Raw genomic sequence first — 3,017 nt, forward strand, 5'->3', positions numbered from 1 at the left:
CTCTGCCGCTCTGCGCCCTTTGCTTCGGCGGCAAGCTTCATCGCCGCGGCGGCCTCGCGCTTGGGGTCGTACTCGAGATCCATAGATACAAATATAGCTGCAGATCGTAAACGATCACGCACCAGTGGGACCGTAGCAATCCGGGGTCGGCACGATAGGCGGACGCCTGTCTAGCCTTTGGAGCTGCTCCGCCGATCCGCCCGTTCATAGCGCGGACCTCTGGAGCGCTCGCGCTTGAAGCCCTGCGCGAGCGTCCCGCAAGGGGACCCAACTGCACCGACTCTCCCGAAAAGCCCGTGAATTGCTTGTCTTTCAGATATCTCGCGCCGAGCGGTCCCGATATTGTGGGACCTGACGGGACTACCTCATCGGCTCACCACGAGAAGAGATGTTTCAAGACGCATCCGATCTGGCCGCGATGGCCGAGGTACTAGGGCGATCGAGCGACTACCGGGTGCTCCGGCGCCTGGTGCCGCGGCCGAGGTCGATGGGGGTCTCCGGACACGAAATGAGGATCGGCATCCTGCTCGACACCGAAACCACCGGCCTCGACCACCGCAAAGATGAAGTCATCGAACTCGGCATGGTCAAGTTCGGCTACACGCCGGACGGGCGCATCATTGATGTCAGGGACACGTTCTCCGCCTTCAATGAGCCGTCCGAGCCGATCCCGGCCGAGATCACGGCGCTTACCGGCATCACCCACGAAATGGTGGCCGGCCACAGGATCGACGAGGCCGCCGTGAACGCCTTCGTCGATGATTCCGTGGTCCTGGTCATCGCGCATAACAGTGGATTCGATCGGAAGTTTTCCGAACGCTACTGGCCCGTCTTCGAGCGGAAGGCGTGGGCATGCTCCGCGACCGAGGTCCAGTGGCGGCAGCACGGCTTCGATGGAGCGAAGCTCGGCTACCTTTTGAATGGCGCCGGCTACTTTCACCAGGCGCACCGCGCGGTTGACGACTGTCACGCGCTGCTCGAGATCTTGGACTTCGACCTACCAACGACCGGCGCGCCCGCGCTCGCCGTCCTGCTCGAGACCGCACGACAGAAGACCATCCGGATCTGGGCCGAACAGTCGCCGTTCGAACTCAAGGATTCGCTGAAGCGGCGCGGCTATCGCTGGAGCGACGGCACGGACGGTCGGCCAAAGTCCTGGTACGTCGACCTCTGCGAGTCGGCGCTGGACACCGAGCTCGCGTTTCTCCGGACCGAGATCTACCTGCGCGACGTGGAGCCGCGCCTGCAGACGCTGACCGCCTTCACCCGCTTCTCCTGCAGGATCTGATGGCCGCCAACGGCCATGCTACGCGCGCGAACCTGCCCTCAGCGGCCGAGACGTTTCTCGACCCGCTTGCGGCTGTTGCCGACCTTCTTCACGGCCTTCTTCACCGCCGAGGCCGAGCGGCCAGTCTTCTTTGCTTCGTACCGCAATTCGTAGTCCTGGCCTTTAGCCACGCGGGCGCGATCCTGTTTGCGTCCCCGTGCGGTCTTCTTCTTCCCTGCCATCTGCTCCTCCGTCTGCGAAACTGATGGCAGTGCAACGCTTCAAGGAATCGCGGGGTTCCCTTAAAGAAGCTGTTGCGGGCTGAAGCCGAACGAGCGCCGGCAGCATCTCGGCTTCACCCTTGTTGGCCTTTCCATTTCGTTTGCTCGACCGCCTGCACGAAGGCTTCGTCGCACCGCATGACTACAGCGGCCCTTTGGCGTACGTCGCCCGGGTTGGCCAGCTCCGAACGCTCCGCCCGAATGACCTTGAAGTACGCGCCCTGAGCCCGCTCCCGTTTTCTTGCAGATCCTTTTCTACATCCTCCATTCCAAACCCACGGACCGGGAAAACTTGGAACTTCTCAGTCCAGCGCATGTTTGTGCCGTGCCACTTCTGGAGGACGACATGAACAAGAGACTGCTTCTTCTGCTAACGGCTGCTTCGCTTCTGGCGGGTCCGTCGTTTGCGCAAAACCCGCCGGCCACTGATCGGCCCAACAATAACGCGGTCAACAGTACCGGTCAGAACAATTCCAACAAGCCGGTCGCAGGGGCCAACAGCTTCACCGAGGGTCAGGCCAAATCGAAGATTGAGGACGCGGGCTACACCAACGTCACATCCCTGAAGAAGGACGACAACGGCGTCTGGCGCGGAAAGGCCAGCAAAGGCGGCGCCTCGACCGATGTGAGTCTGGATTTCCAAGGCAACGTGAACGCGGCGAAATAACCTGCGCCCAACAAAATTGAGGGATTCAAGATGACCGTCGCGATTTCACGTCTCTACGATAACTACTCCGATGCGCAGCGCGCGGTGACGAGCCTGGAGGGTGCGGGCGTGCCGCATTCGGATTTGAGCATCGTCGCGAACAATTCCGACAACTGGTACAGCACCGACAAGAAGGTCGATCGAGATCGAGATGGGGTTGATGATCGGGCTGAAGGTGCGGCCACGGGAGCGGGCGTCGGAGCAGGCCTCGGTGGCGCGGCCGGCTTGCTCGCGGGCCTTGGCTTGTTGGCGATACCTGGCTTGGGTCCGGTCGTGGCGGCCGGATGGCTCGCATCGACCGCGCTCGGTGCCGTTGCCGGCGGCGCGACGGGCGGGGTCGTGGGAGCGTTGACGCAGGCCGGCGTATCCGATGAGGAAGCACCACTCTACGCCGAAGGTGTTAGGCGCGGCGGCACCCTGGTTTCGGCTCGTGTACCTGATGCGGACCGCCCGCGCTACGAAGCGATCCTGAACCAGTCCGCCGTCAATCTCCGCGAACGGAGCGCAGCCTGGCAGAAGGCCGGGTGGAAGAGCTACGATCCCTCCGCCCAGCCTTATGGCGCGGACGAGGTCCGCAGAGAGCGCCAACTTTACGGCACCGGAGTGCGATGAATTAGCCGGCGGCCCGCCCTAGGCGGGCCGCCCTTTTCTTGCACGTTACTAATGATCGAACTGAGGAGCCGAATATGAGCCGCGGAATGCCATCGATGACCGCCCTCTTGGGTATGCTCGCAATCGCCGGCTATCAAAATCGGGACAAGCT

General features: G+C 62.5%; 4 protein-coding genes and 1 pseudogene. 4 read left to right on the forward strand and 1 reads right to left on the reverse strand.

Annotation, left to right across the window (positions count from 1 at the left end):
- Window positions 1-388 precede the first annotated feature (388 nt).
- A complete protein-coding gene (locus tag AC0L20_RS39390; RefSeq protein ID WP_473295574.1) occupies window positions 389-1,288 on the forward strand; it encodes a 3'-5' exonuclease in 900 nt (299 codons plus the stop codon).
- Between the two features lie 38 nt (window positions 1,289-1,326).
- On the opposite strand, the gene AC0L20_RS39395 is transcribed toward AC0L20_RS39390, so the two are convergent.
- Complete coding sequence (locus tag AC0L20_RS39395; protein ID WP_456654279.1) at window positions 1,327-1,509, reverse strand: DUF3606 domain-containing protein; 183 nt, start codon at window positions 1,507-1,509, stop codon at window positions 1,327-1,329.
- 385 nt (window positions 1,510-1,894) lie between these two features.
- Between AC0L20_RS39395 and AC0L20_RS39400 the strand changes: the two genes are divergently transcribed.
- The 3 genes and pseudogenes from AC0L20_RS39400 to AC0L20_RS39410 form a co-directional block, all read left to right on the forward strand.
- Window positions 1,895-2,215 carry a PepSY domain-containing protein gene (locus AC0L20_RS39400; protein WP_085352673.1) on the forward strand — a complete coding sequence of 107 codons (321 nt, stop codon included), beginning with the start codon at window positions 1,895-1,897 and terminating at the stop codon, window positions 2,213-2,215.
- 30 nt (window positions 2,216-2,245) lie between these two features.
- Window positions 2,246-2,866 carry a hypothetical protein gene (locus AC0L20_RS39405; protein WP_473295575.1) on the forward strand — a complete coding sequence of 207 codons (621 nt, stop codon included), beginning with the start codon at window positions 2,246-2,248 and terminating at the stop codon, window positions 2,864-2,866.
- Between the two features lie 74 nt (window positions 2,867-2,940).
- Window positions 2,941-3,017 (forward strand): annotated as a pseudogene (locus tag AC0L20_RS39410) (YidB family protein); the annotation flags it as partial.

Source organism: Bradyrhizobium sp. Kon58, assembly GCF_055807455.1.

Bases quoted from the DNA above. Each gene is read 5' to 3' on its own strand.
- AC0L20_RS39405 (WP_473295575.1), top strand. From the start codon at position 2,246: ATGACCGTCGCGATTTCACGTCTCTACGATAACTACTCCGATGCGCAG.
- AC0L20_RS39390 (WP_473295574.1), top strand. From the start codon at position 389: ATGTTTCAAGACGCATCCGATCTGGCCGCGATGGCCGAGGTACTAGGG.
- AC0L20_RS39400 (WP_085352673.1), top strand. From the start codon at position 1,895: ATGAACAAGAGACTGCTTCTTCTGCTAACGGCTGCTTCGCTTCTGGCG.
- AC0L20_RS39395 (WP_456654279.1), bottom strand. From the start codon at position 1,509: ATGGCAGGGAAGAAGAAGACCGCACGGGGACGCAAACAGGATCGCGCC.